This window comes from Methylobacterium sp. TK26 (genome assembly GCF_055361565.1).
On the sequence record NZ_CM143965.1, the window covers coordinates 4,183,003 to 4,199,650 of the forward strand.

Annotated in this window: 17 protein-coding genes; 8 read left to right on the plus strand and 9 right to left on the minus strand. The window is 70.7% G+C overall.

Going from position 1 to position 16,648, the window contains the following annotated elements; all coding sequences use genetic code 11:
- Positions 1-116: 116 nt before the first annotated feature.
- Positions 117-476 carry a hypothetical protein gene (locus tag ACXJ1Y_RS20390; RefSeq protein WP_342162801.1) on the plus strand — a complete coding sequence of 120 codons (360 nt, stop codon included), beginning with the start codon at positions 117-119 and terminating at the stop codon, positions 474-476.
- 42 nt (positions 477-518) lie between these two features.
- Here the strand turns inward: ACXJ1Y_RS20390 and glpX are convergent, their stop codons facing one another.
- Together glpX and ACXJ1Y_RS20400 are read right to left on the minus strand one after the other, a co-directional pair.
- Positions 519-1,508 (minus strand): class II fructose-bisphosphatase, encoded by a 990-nt coding sequence (gene glpX, locus ACXJ1Y_RS20395; RefSeq protein WP_463847910.1) that lies wholly within the window; start codon positions 1,506-1,508, stop codon positions 519-521.
- 134 nt (positions 1,509-1,642) lie between these two features.
- The gene (locus tag ACXJ1Y_RS20400) at positions 1,643-2,959 is read right to left on the minus strand and encodes a homoserine dehydrogenase (protein ID WP_463847911.1); all 1,317 of its coding nucleotides are present in this window, start codon (positions 2,957-2,959) and stop codon (positions 1,643-1,645) included.
- A gap of 164 nt (positions 2,960-3,123) precedes the next feature.
- Between ACXJ1Y_RS20400 and xth the strand changes: the two genes are divergently transcribed.
- Together xth and ACXJ1Y_RS20410 are read left to right on the plus strand one after the other, a co-directional pair.
- A complete protein-coding gene (xth, locus tag ACXJ1Y_RS20405) occupies positions 3,124-3,918 on the plus strand; it encodes an exodeoxyribonuclease III (RefSeq protein ID WP_463847912.1) in 795 nt (264 codons plus the stop codon).
- A gap of 17 nt (positions 3,919-3,935) precedes the next feature.
- Complete coding sequence (locus ACXJ1Y_RS20410; protein ID WP_463847913.1) at positions 3,936-4,559, plus strand: glutathione S-transferase family protein; 624 nt, start codon at positions 3,936-3,938, stop codon at positions 4,557-4,559.
- 6 nt (positions 4,560-4,565) lie between these two features.
- On the opposite strand, the gene ACXJ1Y_RS20415 is transcribed toward ACXJ1Y_RS20410, so the two are convergent.
- The 3 genes from ACXJ1Y_RS20415 to ACXJ1Y_RS20425 form a co-directional block, all read right to left on the minus strand.
- Positions 4,566-5,450 (minus strand): tetratricopeptide repeat protein, encoded by an 885-nt coding sequence (locus ACXJ1Y_RS20415; protein WP_463847914.1) that lies wholly within the window; start codon positions 5,448-5,450, stop codon positions 4,566-4,568.
- Positions 5,437-7,167, minus strand: coding sequence for a dihydroxy-acid dehydratase (ilvD, locus tag ACXJ1Y_RS20420; RefSeq protein WP_463847915.1), 1,731 nt, complete (start codon positions 7,165-7,167; stop codon positions 5,437-5,439). Before ilvD ends, ACXJ1Y_RS20415 begins: the two co-directional genes overlap by 14 nt.
- Before the next feature lie 318 nt (positions 7,168-7,485).
- Positions 7,486-8,346: a transglutaminase-like domain-containing protein gene (locus ACXJ1Y_RS20425; protein ID WP_463847916.1), complete on the minus strand. Its 861-nt coding sequence runs from the start codon at positions 8,344-8,346 to the stop codon at positions 7,486-7,488.
- 250 nt (positions 8,347-8,596) lie between these two features.
- Here ACXJ1Y_RS20425 and ACXJ1Y_RS20430 point away from each other — a divergent pair, with 250 nt between their 5' ends.
- Both ACXJ1Y_RS20430 and ACXJ1Y_RS20435 read left to right on the plus strand, forming a co-directional pair.
- A complete protein-coding gene (locus ACXJ1Y_RS20430; RefSeq protein ID WP_463847917.1) occupies positions 8,597-8,992 on the plus strand; it encodes a DUF2267 domain-containing protein in 396 nt (131 codons plus the stop codon).
- A 209-nt stretch (positions 8,993-9,201) separates the two neighbouring features.
- Positions 9,202-9,420, plus strand: a complete 219-nt coding sequence (locus tag ACXJ1Y_RS20435) for a hypothetical protein (RefSeq protein ID WP_243958557.1) — start codon at positions 9,202-9,204, stop codon at positions 9,418-9,420.
- A gap of 9 nt (positions 9,421-9,429) precedes the next feature.
- Here the strand turns inward: ACXJ1Y_RS20435 and ACXJ1Y_RS20440 are convergent, their stop codons facing one another.
- Positions 9,430-10,284: a hypothetical protein gene (locus tag ACXJ1Y_RS20440; protein WP_463847918.1), complete on the minus strand. Its 855-nt coding sequence runs from the start codon at positions 10,282-10,284 to the stop codon at positions 9,430-9,432.
- Between the two features lie 86 nt (positions 10,285-10,370).
- Entirely contained in the window at positions 10,371-12,446 is a 2,076-nt protein-coding gene (locus ACXJ1Y_RS20445) for a M3 family metallopeptidase (RefSeq protein WP_463847919.1), read from the minus strand.
- 133 nt (positions 12,447-12,579) lie between these two features.
- On the opposite strand from ACXJ1Y_RS20445, the gene ACXJ1Y_RS20450 reads away from it, so the two are divergent.
- The 3 genes from ACXJ1Y_RS20450 to ACXJ1Y_RS20460 all read left to right on the plus strand — a co-directional run bounded on the left by ACXJ1Y_RS20450 (position 12,580) and on the right by ACXJ1Y_RS20460 (position 15,304).
- Complete coding sequence (locus ACXJ1Y_RS20450; protein WP_463847920.1) at positions 12,580-13,398, plus strand: extensin family protein; 819 nt, start codon at positions 12,580-12,582, stop codon at positions 13,396-13,398.
- 82 nt (positions 13,399-13,480) lie between these two features.
- A complete protein-coding gene (locus ACXJ1Y_RS20455; RefSeq protein WP_463847921.1) occupies positions 13,481-14,623 on the plus strand; it encodes a L,D-transpeptidase family protein in 1,143 nt (380 codons plus the stop codon).
- A gap of 291 nt (positions 14,624-14,914) precedes the next feature.
- On the plus strand, positions 14,915-15,304 hold the full coding sequence (locus ACXJ1Y_RS20460) for a response regulator (protein WP_463847922.1): 390 nt from the start codon (positions 14,915-14,917) through the stop codon (positions 15,302-15,304).
- Between the two features lie 6 nt (positions 15,305-15,310).
- Here the strand turns inward: ACXJ1Y_RS20460 and ACXJ1Y_RS20465 are convergent, their stop codons facing one another.
- Positions 15,311-15,691, minus strand: a complete 381-nt coding sequence (locus ACXJ1Y_RS20465; RefSeq protein ID WP_463847923.1) for a YraN family protein — start codon at positions 15,689-15,691, stop codon at positions 15,311-15,313.
- Positions 15,691-16,626 carry a 16S rRNA (cytidine(1402)-2'-O)-methyltransferase gene (gene rsmI / locus ACXJ1Y_RS20470; protein ID WP_463847924.1) on the minus strand — a complete coding sequence of 312 codons (936 nt, stop codon included), beginning with the start codon at positions 16,624-16,626 and terminating at the stop codon, positions 15,691-15,693. The genes ACXJ1Y_RS20465 and rsmI overlap by 1 nt, the downstream gene beginning before the upstream one ends.
- Between the last annotated feature and the right edge of the window lie 22 nt (positions 16,627-16,648).

Consider the following 16,648-nt stretch of genomic DNA (forward strand, 5'->3'; position numbering starts at 1 on the left):
CACGGCCCTTCGTCTTCGGCGCGGCGTCCTGTCTCAGGAACGGGTTGGTCCGTTCCGCGTCGCCATCCCGAAGGCGAGCCGGCAGATGTCCGCCGCGCCGCCACGGGAGATCGTTCATGAAGCTTCGCCTCGCTCTTGCCCTCGCCGCCGTCTCGGCCGCCACCGTGGGCCCGGCCCTGGCCACACCCTGCGCCGACGAGGTGAGCACGCTGGAGCGCCGCCTGAACAGCGCGGGCGCGGCGGAGGTGACGGGCACGACGCCGCCCGGCGGCACGACCTCGTCCAACAGCCCGAAGGCCCTCGATTCCGCGCCGAAGCTGACCCCCGGCGACAAGGATGTGAAGCCGACCGCCTCGGGCGTCGACGAGGCGAAGAAGCTCGTCGCCCAGGCCCGCGAGGAGGACAAGGCCGGCAAGGCGGAAGAGTGCCGCCAGACCATCATGAAGGCCAAGGAGAAGGCCGGCGCGCTGCCGTAGCGCGCCGACGGACGGGGTGTCGGGGCACGCGGCCCCGACCCCTCAGCTCCGGCCGAAATCCCGCCGATGTTCGCCGAGGATCCGGCGGATCGTGCCGGCCTCGGAGCGGTAGACCAGCGTCTCCGTCTGGATCCTGTCCTGGCGGAAGCGCACGCCCTTCAGAAGCGAACCGTCCGTGACGCCCGTCGCGGCCACGATGACGTCGCCGCCCGCGAGGTCGGTCAATTCGTATTTCCGGTTGGCGTCGCGGATGCCCATGTCCTGCGCCCGGCGGCGGCGCTCGGCGGTGTCGAGGATCAAGCGCCCCTGCATCTGCCCGCCCATGCAGCGCATGGCGGCGGCGGCGAGCACGCCCTCGGGGGCGGCGCCTGTGCCGAGATAGATGTCGACTCCCGTCTCCTCCGGGCTCGCCGTGAAGATGATGCCCGCGACGTCGCCGTCGGTGATCAGCCGCACCGAAGCGCCGGCCTCCCGCACCTCCGCGATCAGGCCGGCATGGCGCGGCCGGTCGAGGATCAGGGCGGTGATCTGGTCGGTGGGGCAGCCCTTGGCGCGGGCGAGCGCCCGGATGTTGTCCAAGGGGCTGGCGTCGAGGTCCACGATCCCGGCGGGGTAGCCGGGGCCGATGGCGATCTTCTGCATGTAGACGTCAGGTGCGGCCAGCAGCGAACCGCGCTCGGCCAGGGCCATGACGGCGATGGCGCCCGGCATGTCCTTCGCGCAGAGGGTGGTGCCTTCGAGGGGATCGACGGCGATGTCCACCTCCGGCCCCTCGCCGGAGCCGAGGCATTCGCCAATGAACAGCATCGGCGCCTCGTCGCGCTCGCCTTCGCCGATGACCACGGTGCCGCGGATCGGGAGCCCGGCGAGTTCGGCGCGCATCGCGTCCACGGCGGCCTGGTCGGCGGCCTTCTCGTCGCCCTTGCCGCGCAGGCGCGCGGCGGCCACGGCGGCGCGCTCCGTGACCCTCGCGAGTTCGAGCGCGAGGGTGCGCGGCACGGTCTGCGGACGCGGCGTTCCGGTCTCGGTCATCGTTTCCTGTCCCTTGCCGGGCCCGGTCTTGATGCCGGATCCCGGTCCCGATCATGGCGGGGCTGCGTGGACCGCGACCCAACCTCTATCAACGCCCCCGTCCCTGAATATTCGATGAGGGCGACGCAGCGGGTCTACTCGCGTTCGATGCGGATCAACTGCGGCGATTCCGCGAGCAACCCGTCTTGGGCGATGGCGTCCAAGGCTTCGCGGATCGCGCCCTCGGTGGCGGCGTAGGTGATCAGCACCAGCGGCACCGGGCGGCCGGAGCGGCCGTGCGGATCGCTGTCCGCCCCCTCGACGCGGCGCTGCAGGATGCTCTCCAAGGAGATCTCCCGCTGCGCCATGCGCTGGGCGACGCCCGCCGCGACGCCCGGCCGGTCATGGACCGTCAGGCGGATGTAATAGCCGCCCTCGTGCCGCTGCATCTCGGCGCGCGAGGGCGGGGCCATGCGCGCGGCGTCGATGCCGAAGGTCGGGCGCACGATGCGCCGGGCGACGTCGGCGATGTCGCCGAAGACGGCGGAGGCGGTGGCCTCGCCGCCCGCGCCGGGGCCGATCAGGGTCAGTTCGCCCACGGCGTCGGCGTCGATGGTCACGGCGTTGGTCACGCCCATCACCTGCGCGATGGCCGAGGATTTCGGCACCATGGTCGGGTGGACGCGCTGCTCGATCCCCGCCGGGGTCGCCTGGGCGACGCCGAGGAGCTTGATGCGGTAGCCGAGTTCGTCGGCCATGCGCAGGTCCAGGGGCTGCACCCGCGAGATGCCCTCCACCGAGACGCCGTCCGCATCGACCTGCGTGCCGAATGCGAGGCTCGTGAGGATCGCGAGCTTGTGCGCGGTGTCGAAGCCCTCGACGTCGAAGGTCGGGTCGGCCTCGGCGTAGCCCAGCGCCTGCGCGTCCTTCAGGCAGGCCTCGAAGGTCAGGCCCTCGCGCTCCATCCGGCTGAGGATGTAGTTGCAGGTGCCGTTGAGGATTCCGTAGACGCGCTCGACCTTGTTCCCCGCGAGCCCTTCCCGCAGCGCCTTGATCACCGGGATGCCGCCCGCGACCGCCGCCTCGTAGGTGAGCGCCACGCCGGCCTTCTCGGCGGCGGCGGCCAGCGCCGCGCCGTGCTTGGCCAGCAGCGCCTTGTTGGCGGTGACGACCGGCTTGCCGGCCTCCAGCGCCGCCTCGACGGTGGCCTTGGCCGCGCCCTCGGCGCCGCCCATCAATTCGACGACGCAATCCACGGACGCCGAGCGGGCGAGCGCCACCGGATCGTCGAACCACTCGACGCCCGCGAGGTCGATGCCGCGATCCCGCGAGCGGTCGCGGGCCGAGACGGCGGTGACGGTGACGTCGAGGCCGGAGGCGAGGAGCGCCTCCCGGCGGCGGCCGATCATGCGGACGAGGGCCGCGCCGACGGTGCCGAGACCGGCGACGCCGATGCGAAGAGACTGCGACATGGGACCTTCCGTGCCCGCGGGCGTCGGCTCCCGTGCCGCGCCTCCCGCGATGCGAGGGTCATCGCCCGCGGCGCGGAAATCTGCAAGCGTTCCCACGCATGGCGGAATCGGCTTGTCACCCGGGCGCGAAGGCCCGATGACGGGCCGCCTGCCGGATGAGGCCGATGCGTATCAGCACCTGGAACGTCAATTCGATCAAGCAGCGGCTGCCGCACCTGCTCGGCTTCCTCGATGAGGCGAAGCCCGATGTGGTGTGCCTGCAGGAGCTGAAATGCCAGGACGAGGCCTTCCCCCGCGCCGAGGTCGAGGCGGCGGGCTACGCCGTCGAGACCCTGGGGCAGAAGGCCTATAACGGCGTCGCCCTGCTGGTGCGGGCGCCGCTCGTGCTGTCCGAGATCCGCCGGGGCCTTCCCGGCGACGAGGAGGACGTGCAGGCCCGCTACATCGAGGCGCTGATCGGCGGCGAGGATCTGGCGCCGGTGCGGGTCGCCTCGATCTACCTGCCGAACGGCAACCCCGTCGACAGCCCGAAATACCCCTACAAGCTCGCCTTCCTCGAACGGCTGCGGCTCCATGCGAGGGCGCTGGCGGAGGCCGAGATCCCGGTGGTGCTGGCGGGCGATTACAACGTCATCCCCGAGCCGGAGGACGCGGCCGACCCGGAGGCGTGGCGCAGCGACGCCCTGTTCCTGCCCGCCTCCCGCGCGGCGTTCCGCGCCCTGCTCGCCGATGGCTACACCGACGCGATCCGCGCCTGCGACCCGCGCGACGGGCTCTACACGTTCTGGGATTACCAGGCCGGCTGCTGGCCCCGGAACCAGGGCATCCGCATCGACCATCTGCTGCTCTCGCCGCAGGCCGCCGACCGACTTATCTCCGCCTCGGTGCAGAAGCACCTGCGCGGCCTCGACAAGCCTTCGGACCACGTCCCCGTGACCGTCGAGCTGGACCGCACCTGACACAGCCAGAGGACACGATGATCGTCTACGGAACCAGCATCTCGCCCTACGTCCGGAAAGTCCTCGTCTCCCTCTACGAGAAGGGCGTGCCGTTCGAGCACAAGCCCGTCCCCTTCCACGCGAACGATCCGGGCTTCCAGGCGGCGAGCCCCACCGGCAAGATCCCCGCCCTGGACGATGACGGCTTCCTGCTCCCCGATTCGAGCGCGATCCTGCATTACATCGAGGCCAAGCACCCCGAGCCGGCGCTGATCCCCACCGAGGCGAAGGCCCTGGGCCGGGCCGTGTGGTTCGATAAGTACGGCGATACCGAACTCTTCCCCGTCCTCATCATCCCGTTCGTAGAGCGCTTCCTGAAGCCCCGGCTGATGAAGCAGGACTGCGACGAGGCGCGCGCGCAGAGCACCATCGACGAGAAGTTTCCGGCCCTCCTCGACTATCTGGAAAGCCAGATCGAGGGCGACTACCTCGTCGGCAACGCCTTCAGCATCGCCGACATCGCGGTGGCGACGAACTTCCACAACCTGCGGCTGGCGAATTTCGAGGTCGATGCCGGCCGCTGGCCGAAGCTCGCGGCCTACGTGACCCGCACCCTGGAGCGGCCGTCCTTCGTGAAGGCCATCGCGGCGGCGAAGAACTGACCGGCGTCAGTTCCGCCGCTTGATCGACCCGACGGTCTGGAGCTGGGTTTGCGCCTCGTTCCGGTCGTCGGGCGAGGCGGCGGCCCAGTTCTTGTCGTAGAGGGCGACGATCCAGTCGTCCTTACGGGACTGGACGCCGTCGCGGGCCAGCGAGAGCCAGACGAGGCCCTTCACCCGCTGCTGCGGCAGGCCGCCCGCGCCGTTCACCAGCATGTCGCCGAGCAGCGCCTGAGCCGGGGGGTGCCCCTTCTCGGCGGCGAGGTTGAACCACCGCGCCGCCTGCCGGGGATCGGCCTCGACGCCGTTGCCGTCGAGATAGAGCCGGGCGAGGTTGTACTGCGCGTTCGGGTCTCCGTAGTAGGAGGCCGCGTAGTTGAACATGTCGTAGGCGCGCTCGGGATTCGGGCGCACATAGGTGCCCTTGATCCCGTCGAGGAAATAGGAGCCCAGCGCCGTGAAGGCGCTGCCCGTCACCGCCGCGTTCTGCGAATCCCCGGCATCGTCGGTGCTGGCATCGGCGATGCGCGAGAAGAACTCGAACGCCTTCAGGTCGTCGTGGGGCACGCCGTCGCCCTCGGCGTACATCCGCCCGAGCTTCCACAGGGCGAGGGCATGACCCTGGCCGGCGGCGTATTCCAGGGCGCGGGCGGCGCCTTCCTTGTCGCCCGCATTGTATTCCCGCACGCCCGCCCGCAGGGCGTCCCGCGCGGAGCGGTAGCTCTTCTCCGCCGCGGCCGGCACGGGGGTGCGCACGAAGGCATCGAGCGCCCGCGCGGCGGGCGCCTGCATCAGCAGGGCGCCCGACACGGCCACGAGGAGAAGCGCGCGGAGCCGGCGCGGAGAGGTCCCTGCCGGCACGGGCCGGGCGAGGACCGTCCTAGACGTCAGCATAGCTCTCCGTCTCCTGCGCCCCACCCGGATGGGTGACGGCGCCGTACAGAGCGGAGCCGACTCCCTGCGCATACTTCCAGAGGTAGCCGGAGGTCGCCGCGTTGCCGCGCGGCGCCCACGCCTTGCGGCGCTCGGCCAGTTCCTCGTCGCTCAGCGCCACCGACAGCGTGCCTTCGATCGCGTTGAGGGTGATCATGTCGCCATCCTTGAGCAGGCCGATCGGCCCGCCGACCGCCGCCTCCGGCCCGACATGGCCGACGCAGAAGCCGCGCGTGGCGCCGGAGAACCGCCCGTCGGTGATGAGGGCGACCTTCGAGCCCATGCCCTGGCCGTAGAGGGCGGCCGTGGTGGAAAGCATCTCGCGCATGCCGGGGCCGCCGCGCGGACCCTCGTAGCGGATCACGAGCACGTCGCCTTCCTTGTAGGAGCGGGACTGCACGGCGGCGAAGCAGGCTTCCTCGCCGTCGAACACGCGCGCCGGGCCGGTGAAGACCTGCGCCTCCTGCGGCATGCCGGCGACCTTCACGATGGCACCCTCGGGGGCGAGGTTGCCCTTCAGGCCGACGACGCCGCCGGTCGGGGTGATCGGCTGGTTGGCCGGACGCACCACGTCCTGGTCGGGATTCCAGCCGACCTTCTCCAGGTTCTCGGCGATGGTCCGGCCGGTGACGGTCAGGCAGTCGCCGTGCAGGAAGCCGTGGTCGAGCAGGGTCTTCATCAGCAGCGGGATGCCGCCGACCTCGAACATGTCCTTCGCGACGTAGCGCCCGCCGGGCTTCAGGTCCGCGATGTAGGGCGTGCGCCGGAAGATCTCGGCGACGTCGAACAGGGTGAACTCGATGCCGCATTCATGGGCGATGGCCGGCAGGTGCAGCGCGGCGTTGGTCGAGCCGCCGGAGGCCGCCACGGTGGCGGCGGCGTTCTCCAGCGCCTTGCGGGTCACGATATCCCGGGGGCGGATCTGCTTGGCGAGCAGCTCCATCACCATCTCGCCGGCGGTGGCGCAGAACTTGTCGCGAATCTCGTAGGGCGCCGGGGCGCCGGCCGAGTAGGGCAGGGCGAGGCCGATCGCCTCGGAGACGGTGGCCATCGTGTTGGCGGTGAACTGCGCGCCGCAGGCGCCGGCCGAGGGGCAGGCGACCTGCTCCAGCTCGTCGAGGTCTTCGAGGCTCATGTCGCCGACGGCGACCTTGCCCACCGCCTCGAACAGGTCCTGCACGGTGACGGGCTTGCCCCGGAACGAGCCGGGCAGGATCGAGCCGCCATAGATGAAGATCGACGGCACGTTGAGGCGCACCATGGCCATCATCATGCCGGGCAGGGACTTGTCGCAGCCCGCCAGCCCGACGAGGGCGTCGTAGGCATGGCCGCGCATCGTCAGCTCGACGGAATCGGCGATGACCTCGCGCGACGGGAGCGAGGCGCGCATGCCGCCATGGCCCATGGCGATGCCGTCCGTGACGGTGATGGTGCAGAACTCGCGCGGGGTGCCGTGGGCGGCGGCGACGCCCTTCTTCACGGCCTGCGCCTGGCGCATCAACGAGATGTTGCAGGGCGCGGCCTCGTTCCAGCAGGAGGCGACGCCGACCAGCGGCTGGTGAATCTGCTCACGGGTCAGGCCCATGGCGTAGAGATACGAGCGGTGGGGCGCGCGATCCGGCCCCTCGGTCACATGACGGCTCGGAAGCTTCGACTTGTCGTTCAAACGCGCGTCCATGACCAACACCGCAGCTCTGCTTGCCCTTCCGGAGGGTGCGGCACGGCGCGGCTCATCGCGACTGCGATCAGCCGATACTTCGCCCGCTCTCTCCGGAGGCTGACTTTTGTACGTGGTAAATCTTTGGCAAGACTGCCGTTTACCGCGGGGACCGGAGTGGGCTGGGACTATGGCGGGATCGCGGCGCCGACGCGCAGGATCGGGGGCGGTACCGGGATGCTTTTGCGGTGTTGCGACCTCGCCACAGCCACGCTTCGGGCCGACGCTCCCCCCTGGATTGCTTCGCTCTGCTCGCGATGACGGAGGAGGGTGGGAAGCCTACGCCGCCCCGGCGTGCGGGGCGGGCACCTCGGTCGAGATGGCGTCGACGGTGCGGGGCATCGGGCTGCCCTGGCCGTCCGTGCGCTGGATGCGAATCTGCTGGTTCACCGGCTGCATGTTGCCGAAGGGCGTCGAGAAGGCGATCTCGGCCGCGTCCCGCCCGACGCCGATCCGCACGAGCCCGTCCGGGTCCGCCTGACGCGTGGCGTCGAACAGCCACCAGCGGCCGTCGAGATAGGCTTCGAACACCGCGTGGAAGTCGCTCGGCACGAGGCCGTGGGCGTAGCAGCTGACGAACCGGGCCGGGATGCCGAGCGCCCGGCAGAAGGCGGTGCCGAGATGGGCGAAGTCCCGGCAGACGCCCGCCCGCTTCAGCAGGCTCTCGTCGGCGGTGGTCTGCTCGTCGCTGGAACCGGGCTGGTAGGCGAGGTAATCGTGGATCCAGTTGCAGATCGCGTTCACCCGCTGGTGCCCCTGGGGCAGGGCGCCGAACTCGGCCTGGGCGAAGGGCGTCAGCCGGTCGGAGGAGACGAAGCGGCTCGGCAGCAGGTAGGGCAGGATGTCGATGGGCAGCTTGGCCACCGGCGTCTCGTTGATCGTCGCCGGATCGGCCCGGTGGACCGTGAGATCGACCTCCGCCTCGTATTCGAGGGCGAACGGCCCGGTCGGCACGTTCACGCCGAGATAGCGGTTCTGCGCGTCCGGGTGGATGTAGATCTCGCGCTTGAGGTCGGGCTTCAGCGTCAGCGTCTCTCGCAGGATCTCGACGCTGCGAAGCTTGGCGACCTCGAGGTTGAAGATGAACGTCGTGTCCGCGAGGATATTGTAAGACAGGCTGCAGCCCAGCGTGTAGCGCATCGGATGGTCTCTGGTGGTGTGGTCGTCCCACAGCGGCAAAGCGCGGCGGCTCGCCGCAGTTCCGCAGGAGGCTGCCCGAAATAGCGCCGCCCTCGCAAGGTTTTGCCTATCGCGGCGGCGCCCGTGCGTTTGCCGCCGCCGGCGGCCCCGCGCGGCGCCCTTCGTGCGGGCGAAGGCGGTGCCCAAGCTTGATTTCCCCGACCTCCCAGTCGATGGACTGTTTGGACTTCCTCCAATCGAGACATGCCCCATGGAAGAACTGCTCGCCCGCGTCTGCGCCCGCACCGGCCTCGATGCCGCGACGGCGCAGACCGCCATCGGCCACATCCTCGCCTTCCTCCAGAAGGAGGGGCCGCAGCCCCAGGTCGGGCAGCTCATGGCGGCCCTGCCGGGCTCCGAGGACCTGGTCGCGCAATCCGATGCGGGCGAGAGCAGCGGCGGCGGCGGCCTGATGGGCATGCTCGGCGGCATGCTCGGGGGTGGGGGCGTCATGGCCCTCGGCCAGAAGCTGATGGCGGCGGGCGTGCCCATGGGCCAGATGCAGCCCCTCGGTCAGGAGCTCTTCGCGGTCGGCCGTGAGAAGGCCGGCGAAGATGTCATGGGCCCGATCGTCGGTTCGATTCCCGGTTTGAATCAATTCGTCTGATCGCGAACACTGTCTTCGCGGCGCGCAATAGCCGTGCGCCGCGACACAGGTGCGATGTCGCACTGCGGGGCGGGACCGGCGGATCGATTATGAAAAAACCGTTCCGAAGCGAAAGCTTTGCGGAACGAGTTCACGCTATCCCCGTTGTTAGGGTGCGCGGCTGGGCTCGATGGTGAGAAGCCCGCCGCCACGTTCCCCGTAGGCCCGTCATGCCCGTCTTCGACGCCAAGAATCTGGACAGGGAGTTCGAGGGTCAGGCTCTTCTCGGAGCCATCCTTCACCCCACGCGCGGCGCCCGCACCCGGGCCCTTCGCCTCGGCCGTCGGCGCGCGGAGCGGAACTCGCTGATGGCGGACCCCTTCGCCATCGAGCCGCGCTTCCCGATGTCGGGCGACGACCTCACCCCCGTGACCGTCCCCCAATCGTAACGGCCGGTCTCACCATTCCTTGGGCGTCACGAAGCCCTGGCGGGTGACGACGACCCATTGCCGGCCCTGGCGCTCGATCGCCTCGACACGGCCCGCCCCCGGCAGCGTATCGCCGGGCATCACCTGAAACAGCCGCCGGCTGCGGTTCTCGATGATCGCGGCGCCATCGAACACGTCGCGCAGGGCGTATTGCTCCAGCACGGGCGGCTTGGCGGGCGCGGCGGCCTTCACCGGCTCCGGTTGTGGCTGCGCCTTCGCCTCGACAGGCTTCGCCTCGACTGGCTTCATCTCGCGCGGCTCCGCGAGGCTGCCGGTCTGCGTCGGCTCGGCCTTGGCCGCGACGGGGCGCGGGGTGAGGGCGGCGATCCGGGCCGCGTGCTCCTTCTCCGCCTGATCCAACTTCTCATTGAGACTCGCGAGCTTCGCCGTCAGGCTGCGGTCGAGCTGGGCGATCTTCTCGTTGAGGCTCCCGCCCTTGCCGGCGCTCTCCTTGCGGGCGCTCTCGGCAGCGCTGCGCAAGTCGCCGACATTCTGGTCGAGCTTGGCGAGCGTCGCGGCGAGCTTCGCGGTGTCGGTGCGGCCCGCATCGATGGCCGAGGCGAGGGAGGCGACCGCCGCCGTCGAGCCCTGATCGCGCGAGGCCGCACCGAAGCCGAGCATCGCGCCGAGCGCCAGGGCGCTGCCCGCCACCGCGACGAGGCGCGATTCGGCGCGCATCATCGTCTGGGCGAAGCGCCGGGGCGTGGCGAAGAACGGCGGCTTCTCGGTGATGATCTCGACCTTGAGGCCCTTCTTCGGGGCCTTTTCGACCACTTCAATCTTCGGCTTTTCGTCGGTCGATGCCGTCGGCTTGGATTCAGTCATCGTCCGTCCCTCCCGCTCGCAGCCCGTGCTGTAAGCAGTCGTTAAGGACGTTTCTTTACGAAATCCTTACCTCTGGGATCGGCGGCTCAGGCCGCCAAACCCCGCTTCTTAAGGAGCGGCGCGATGCTCGGCATCCGGCCGCGGAAGGCGGTGTAGGCCTCGCGCGGGTCGCGCAGGTTGCCCGCCCCGTAGACGTAGGTGCGCAGGCGCTTGGCCGTCTCGGGGTCGAAGATGTCGCCGGCCTCGCGGAAGGCGTCGAAGGCGTCCGCGTCCAGCACCTCGGACCAGAGATAGCTGTAATAGCCCGCCGCGTAGCTCTCGCCGCCGAAGATGTGCGCGAAGTGCGGCGAGCGGTGGCGCATCCCGATCTCGGCGGGGATCGCGATCCGGCGCAGGGCGTCCGCCTCGAAGGCCGGCACGTCGAGCCCCGCCTCGCCCTCGGCCGAGAGGTGCAGCGTCATGTCGACCAGCGCCGAGGCGGTGTATTCCACCGTGGCGAAGCCCTGGTTGAAGGCCCGCGCGGCGAGCAGCTTGCGCAGCAGGTCCTCCGGCATCGGCGCGCCGGTCTCGTGGTGGCGGGCATGGGCGCGCAGGATCTCCGGCTGTTCCAGCCAGTGCTCGTAGAGCTGCGAGGGCAGTTCCACGAAGTCGCCGGAGACGGAGGTGCCCGCCAGCAGCGGGTAGGTCACGTCCGAGAGCAGCCCGTGCAGCCCGTGGCCGAATTCGTGGAACAGGGTGCGGGCGTCGTCGAAGGAGAGCAGCGTCGGCTGGCCCTCCGGCGCCTTGGCGAAGTTCATCACGTTGACGATGATCGGCGTGACGATGCCGGTCAGCTTCTCCTGCGAGCGGAAGGCGCTCATCCAGGCGCCGGAGCGCTTCGAGGCGCGGGCGAAGTAATCGCCCAGGAACAGGCCGACCTCCCGGCCCTCCGCGTCGCCCACCCGCCAGACCCGGACATCCGGGTGATAGCGCGGCACATCGTGCAGTTCCTCGAAGGTCAGGCCGAACAGGCGCGTCGCCGTGTCGAAGGACGCTGCGATCATGCGGTCGAGCGTCAGGTAGGCCTTGATCTCCCCCTCATCGAGGTCGTGCTCGGCCCGGCGCAGCTTCTCGGCGTAGTGGCGCCAATCGTGCGCGCGGAGGGGGAAGTTGTGCCCCTCCTGCTGGACGATGGCCTGGAGCCGGTCCCGCTCCTCGATGGCGCGGGTGCGGGCGGGAGTCCACACGTCGCGCAGCAATTCCATCGCCGCGTCGGGGCTCGCCGCCATCGTGTCCGCGAGCTTGAAATGCGCGAAGCTCTCGTAGCCGAGCAGCCGCGCCCGCTCGGCGCGGAGCTTCACGATCTCGGCCATGAGGGCGCGGTTGTCGGTCGGCCCGCCGGATTCGCCCCGGTGGATCCAGGCCTCGTGGGCCTTCTCGCGCAGGTCGCGGCGGGTGGAGAAGACGAGGAACGGCTCGATCAGCGAGCGCGACAGAGTGATGACGTGGCCGTCGAGGCCCCGCTCCTCGGCGGCGCTGGCGGCGGCGGCGCGCAGGAAGGGCGGCAGGCCGGCGAGGTCGTCCTCCCCCGTCAGGGGCAGGGTGAAGCCGCTCTCGTCCGCCAGCAGGTTCTGGCTGAACTGCGTCGCGAGTTCGGACAGGCGCTCCGCGATGGCCGCCATCCGCTCCTTCGCCTCGGGGGCGAGTTCGGCGCCGGCCCGGCGGAAGCGGATGCGGTAGCGGTCCAGCACCCGGCGCTCCTCCGGCCCGAGGTTCTCCGCGTCCGCATCGACGGCCGAGATCCGCGCCCAGAGACGCGGGTTCAGGTAGATGGCGCTGCCGTGCCGGGAGAGCTTCGGCCCCACCTGCCGCTCGATGGCCTGGAGGTCCGGGTTCGTGTGGCTGCCGGTCAGGTTGTAGAAGACGCCCGCCACCCGATCGAGCGCCTGACCGGCCCGCTCCATCGCGGCGACGGTGTTGGCGAAGTGCGGCGGGGAGGGATCGTTCGCGATCGCGGCGATCTCCGCCTCGTGCGCGGCGAGGGCGGCTTCGAAGGCCGGCAGGTAATGCTCGGGCCGGATTTGCTCGAAGGGCGGCAACCCGTAGGGCGTGCCCCATTGCGCCGGCGCGAAGGGGTTGTCCTGCGGAAGGCTGTCGAGCCCGGCGGCGAGAGTGTCCGGCATTCGCATCCTCGGTTTCGGGCGCTGCGCCCGTCGCGCCTGTTCTGGGCCGATCCGTCGCCTGCGGCAACCGGGGCGAACGATCCGAACGGCGCCTCGGCCGTTATGGCTCGGGTGGAAAAGCGATCGAGGGGATATGGCCAGGCGTCTCACGACCACGATCGGCCTGTGCGCCGCGTTGCTCGCGGTCTCGGCCGCCACGGCGGCGCCGACCCCGCCCGAGCGCCCGGCCGAACTCACCCCGCCGCCGCCCCCTTCCACGCCCGTTCCCGATCCGGCGCCTGTCCCGCCGCCGCGTCCGCCGGAGCTGACGCCCCCGCCCCCCGCCGCCGCCCTGCCGGTTCCGCCCCCGGTGCCGCCGGAGCGGCCCGCCGACCTGTCCGGCGAGGCGGCGCTGGCCTTGAAGGTGGCGCCGCCGGACGATCAGGCCTGCCGGACCCGCCTCGCGCGCCTCGGCGCCCGGTTCGAGCCGCTTCCGGCCATCGCGGAGGGGCAATGCACGGCGCCGCTGCCCCTGAAGGTCACGGAACTCGCCGACGGCATCGCCCTGCGGCCCGCCGCGACGCTCACCTGCCGCTCGGCCGAAGGGCTGGCGCGCTGGGCGAGCGAGGTGCAGGTCGAGGCGCAGCGCGCCCTCGGCAAGCCGCTCGCCGCCCTCGACCTCGGCGGCACCTATGTGTGCCGGGGCCAGAACCACGACGTCGACGCCAAGCTCAGCGAGCACGCCTTCGCCGACGCCGTGGACGTGATGGGTTACGCCTTCACCGGGCGCGGGCCGCTGCTGGTGAAGGACACGCCCGGCGACGGCCCCGAGGCAACCTTCCTGAAGACGACGCGCACGAAGGCCTGCGCCTTCTTCCGCACGGTCCTCGGGCCGGGTTCGAACGCCGCCCACGCCAACCATCTCCATCTCGACGAGCGCGAGCGGAACGCCGGCCACCGCCTGTGCGAATAGATGCGACAGAGCGACCCGGAACGCTGCCACGCCTCCGACGCTTAGGGCGGTCGGAGCCGTTCGCTCCGGGAGCCCGACGACGATGATGCGACCGTGGCTGAGTGTGCCGGCCGTCCTGGCGATGCTGGCCCTGCCGACCCTCGCCACCGCGAAGGAGACGAAGGCCAAGGAGCCCGCCGCCCCGGCGCTGACGGAGGAGGCGGTGAACGCCGCGACCTTCAGCGAGGGCAAGACCGGCGACGACAAGACCGGCGAGGGCAAAACCGGCGAGGGCAAGTCCAGCGAGGGCAAGACCGGCGAAGGCAAGACCGGCGAGGACAAGACGAAGAAGGGCGAGCCCCCGGCACAGCCGATCACCGTGCGGGCGCAGGTGCTCCTCGACCGGGCGCGGTTCTCCCCGGGCGCCATCGACGGGCGCGAGGGCGACAATTACCACCGGGCGCTCGCGGCCTTCGCCGCCGCGCGGAAGCTCCCCACCTCCGATCATCTGACGAAAGAGGTATGGGAGGCCCTGCAATCGGGCGATTCCGCGCCGGCCCTCAAGACCTACACGATCACCAAGGAGGATGCGGACGGCCCCTACGAGCGCCGTATCCCGCCCAAGATGGAACAGCAGGCCGAACTCGACGCCCTCGGCTACACCAATGCCCGCGAGATGCTGGCCGAGCGGTTCCACATGAGCCGCGACCTCCTCGGCGCCCTCAACCCCGACAAGAAGTTCGACGAGGCGGGCACGACGATCCTGGTGGCCGGCGTCGAGCCGATGGGCCTCGACAAGCCGAAGGCCAAGGATCTGCCGCAGGATCCGAAGGTCGAGCGCATCAGCGTCGACAAGACGAACCGCGACGTGCGTGCTTTTGGCGCGGACGGCGCGCTGCTCGCCTATTACCCCGCCTCCATCGGCAGCAGCGAGAAGCCCGCGCCGAGCGGCGAGACTACGGTGAAGGGCGTCGCCTTCGATCCGGTCTACACCTACAACCCGAAATACGGGTTCAAGGGGGTGAAGACGAAGCAGAAATTCTCGATCCGCCCCGGCCCGAACAACCCGGTCGGCCTCGTCTGGATCGATCTCGCCATCCCGAGCTACGGTATTCACGGCACGCCCGAGCCCGAGCGCGTCAGCAAGACCGAGTCCCATGGCTGCATCCGGCTGACGAACTGGAGCGCCCGCGACCTCGCCAAGCACGTCGCCCGTGGGGCCAAGGTTGCTTTCACCGACGACTAGGCCAGAGTACGCCTGTACCGGTTGCTCGGTGGCCGGCGGCGCCGTCCGGGGCCCTCTCGACGGGGGCTCAGGTTGCATTCCGGCCGCATGTCATCGAGAATGTATCTGAGTTTAACATAGGGTTGGGCCGCAGGGGGCCGGCGTGGCGAGCTGTCGCTTGACACGCCAGCGGGAACGGGCGACCCACCGTTAAGGTCTCGCGATCCCCAATAGGCGGTTCGCGTACGAATAGACCGATGTTATCGCGCGGAAACGACCCCGTCGGGGGCAGCGAATGGAAGACGGCCCGGCGTGAGTGCTGACCTCAACGACGAACTGCTCAACGGTGTCCGCGTCCTCGTGGTCGAGGACGAAGCCGCTATCTCGATGCTGCTCGAGGACATGCTGCTCGACTTCGGCTGCACGGTCGTCGGACCTGCGGCGCGGCTGTCGACGGCCCTCGAAATGGCGGCGCGGGAAACGTTCGACGTCGCCATCCTCGACGTGAACGTGGCGGGCGAGCCGATCTATCCGGTGGCCGAGGCCATCGTGGCGCGGGACCGTCCGCTGGTCTTCTCGACCGGCTATGGCGGCGCTGGCATCCGCGAGCCCTTCCGCGACCGGCCCGTCGTGCAGAAGCCGTTCAGCCAGGCGGACCTGAAGCGCACCCTGATCGGGGCCATGCGCAAGGTCGAGGGCTGACGGGCCTCACAGCCCCTCGATGGTGAAGGCGGCCGGACAATGCTCCGGCCAGCCCCGCCCCCCGACGAAGACCGCATCGGCGCGCAGCGTCAGGCCCGCCGCGGACGGGTGCCGGGCCACCCAGGCCCGCACCGCCTTCGAGAAGCGCCGCCGCTTCACCGCGCCGATGGCCTCCCGCGCCGCGTCGATCCGCGCCCGCGCCTTCACCTCCACGAAGACCAGCGTGCCGCCCCTGCGGACGATCAGGTCGATCTCGCCCCCCGCCAGGGACACCCGGCGGGCGACCGGGACGTAGCCGCGCAGCATCAGCGCCAGCAGGGCGATCCATTCCGCCCGGTGCCCGAGCCGGTAGGCGGCCCGGCGTGCCTCGCTCCGGGCGGCCTGCATCAAGCCTCGCCCTCGCGGGCGATCGCCAAGGCGCGGGCATAGACCTGCCGGCGCGGCTGGCCGGTCTCGTCCGCCACGAGGCTCGCCGCGTCCTTGATCGAATGGCGGGCGAGGGCGGTGCGGATCGCCGCGTCGAGGGCGGCGTCGTCCTCGGGCCCGGCCGCCTGGGGCAGGGCCGGGCCGATCACCACGACGATCTCGCCCTTGGGCGGCGGCTCGGAGGCGAAGCGCTCGGCGAGGCTGCCGAGGCTGTCGCGGCGCACGGTCTCGTAGAGCTTCGTCAATTCGCGGGTGACGGCGGCGGCGCGGTCGGCGCCCAGGGTCGCGGCGGCGTCGGCCAGCATCTCGATCAGCCGGTGGGGGGATTCGAACAGGACCAGCGTGCCCGGCACCTGCGCCAGGGCTTCGAGCCGGTTGCGCCGGGCGCCGGCCTTCTGCGGCAGGAAGCCCTCGAAGAAGAAGCGGTCCGTCGGCAGGCCCGCCGCGACGAGGGCGGTCGTCACCGCCGAGGGGCCGGGCACGGGCACGATGCCGATGCCGGCCTCGATCGCCGCCTGGACGAGCTTGTAGCCGGGGTCCGACACGAGGGGCGTGCCCGCATCGGAGACGAGGGCCAGCGCCTCGCCGGCCTTGAGGCGGGCGACCATCCGCTCGCGCACCGCGTCGGTGGAGTGCTCGTGATAGGCCACCAGCGGCGTGGTGATGCCGTAATGGGCCAGGAGCGTCCGCGTCACGCGGGTGTCTTCGGCCAGCACCGCGTCGGCGGCGGCCAGCGTCGCCAGGGCGCGGATGGTGACGTCGCGCAGGTTGCCGATGGGTGTCGCGACGATGTGCAATCCGGGGGGGAGGGGCTCCGCCTCGCTCGCGAGGCCGAAGGCGGTGAAGGTGCTGCTGCGGGCGGAAGCCGGCCGCGCGGGATCGATTCGACGGTTCATCAATGGCGAGATTGCCACAGGC